The organism is Kitasatospora sp. NPDC101155 (assembly GCF_044768305.1).
Taxonomy (GTDB): Bacteria; Actinomycetota; Actinomycetes; order Streptomycetales; family Streptomycetaceae; genus Kitasatospora.
This window is the reverse complement of sequence record NZ_JBIWPN010000159.1, coordinates 1-1,435: the sequence shown is the minus strand read 5'-3', so window position 1 is coordinate 1,435 and position 1,435 is coordinate 1. Positions and strand designations below refer to the sequence as shown.

Below are 1,435 nucleotides of genomic sequence, written 5' to 3'. Positions count from 1 at the left end.
CGCTCGGTCCGCTGTTCGAGGACCAATCCTTCGCCGAGGCGTTCCCCGCACGGGGTCGGCCCGCGGTCTCGCCGGGGGCGCTGGCACTGGTCTCGGTGCTGCAGTACGCCGAGGGACTCACCGACCGGCAGGCCGCTGACCAGGTCCGGGCCCGGATGGACTGGAAGTTCCTCCTCGGCCTGGAGCTGGACGACCCGGGGTTCGACTTCACGGTCCTGAGCGACTTCCGCGCCCGGCTGATCGAGCACGGCATGGAGGAGAAGGTCCTGGACCTGATCCTTGAGCGGATCGCTGACCTCGGGCTCCTGCGTGCGGGCGGGCGTCAGCGCACTGATTCCACCCATGTCCTGGCAGCGGTACGGACGTTGAACCGGATGGAGTTCGTCGGCGAGACCCTGCGAGCCGCCCTGGAGGCCCTGGCGGCGGCGGCCCCGCAGTGGCTTTCACCGCTGGTCACCTCGGAGTGGACCAAGCGCTACGGCACCCGGATCGACTCCTACCGCTTCCCCAAGGGCGACAACGTCCGCAAGGAGTGGGCCGAGCAGGTCGGCCGGGACGGTTTCACGCTCCTCGAGGCCGCGCTCGGCCCCGGTGCCCCGGGCTGGCTGCGGGAGATCCCGGCTGTCCAGGTCCTGCGCAGGGCCTGGGTGGAGCAGTACCACCGTGACGGTGAGGGGGTGCGCTGGCGGGAGGGCAAGGACCTCCCGCCGGGCAGACGTCGCCTGTCCTCGCCCTATGACCCCGATGCCCGCTACAGCGTCAAGCGCGGCTCGGGCTGGTGCGGCTACAAGACCCATCTCAGTGAGACCTGCGAACCCGATGCCCCGCACCTGATCACCAGTGTGATCACCACGGACGCCACCGTGGCCGACACCGAAGTGACCGAAGAGGTCCACCAGGGCTTGGCCGCACGGGAGTTACTGCCCGACGAGCACGATGTGGATGCCGGCTACGTCACCGCCACCCACATCGTCACCGCCCGCGACGAGCACGGCATCGACCTGGTGGGGCCTGTCGGCCTGGACACCCACCACGAGCGCCTCGAGGGCGAGCGCATCGCCCAGGGCGCCTTCAGCGTCGACTGGGACGGACGGAAGGCCACCTGCCCGCAAGGAGCGGTCAGCGTCAGCTGGTCCGACCAGCGCAAACCCAGCGGAACCCCGATCACCCGCGTGCACTTCGCGCTCCAGGACTGCGATCCGTGCCCGGCCCGGGCGCAGTGCACCAAGGCCGCGAACGGCCGATACGGCCGCAGCCTCACCCTCCTGCCCCAAGAGCAGCAGCAGGTCCTGGAGCAACGCCGCATCGAGCAACAGACCGAGGAGTGGAAAACCCGCTACAACGTCCGGGCCGGTGTCGAGGGCACCATCTCCCAAGCCGTGCGCCGCACCGGCATCCGTCGCACCCGCTACACCGGGCTGGCCAAGACCCACCT

At 70.0% G+C, this 1,435-nt stretch carries 1 protein-coding gene; it reads left to right on the top strand.

Annotated features, from left to right (window positions below):
- A partial coding sequence (locus ACIRYZ_RS46545; RefSeq protein ID WP_402955848.1) for an IS1182 family transposase occupies positions 1–1,435 on the top strand: 1,435 nt, incomplete at both ends.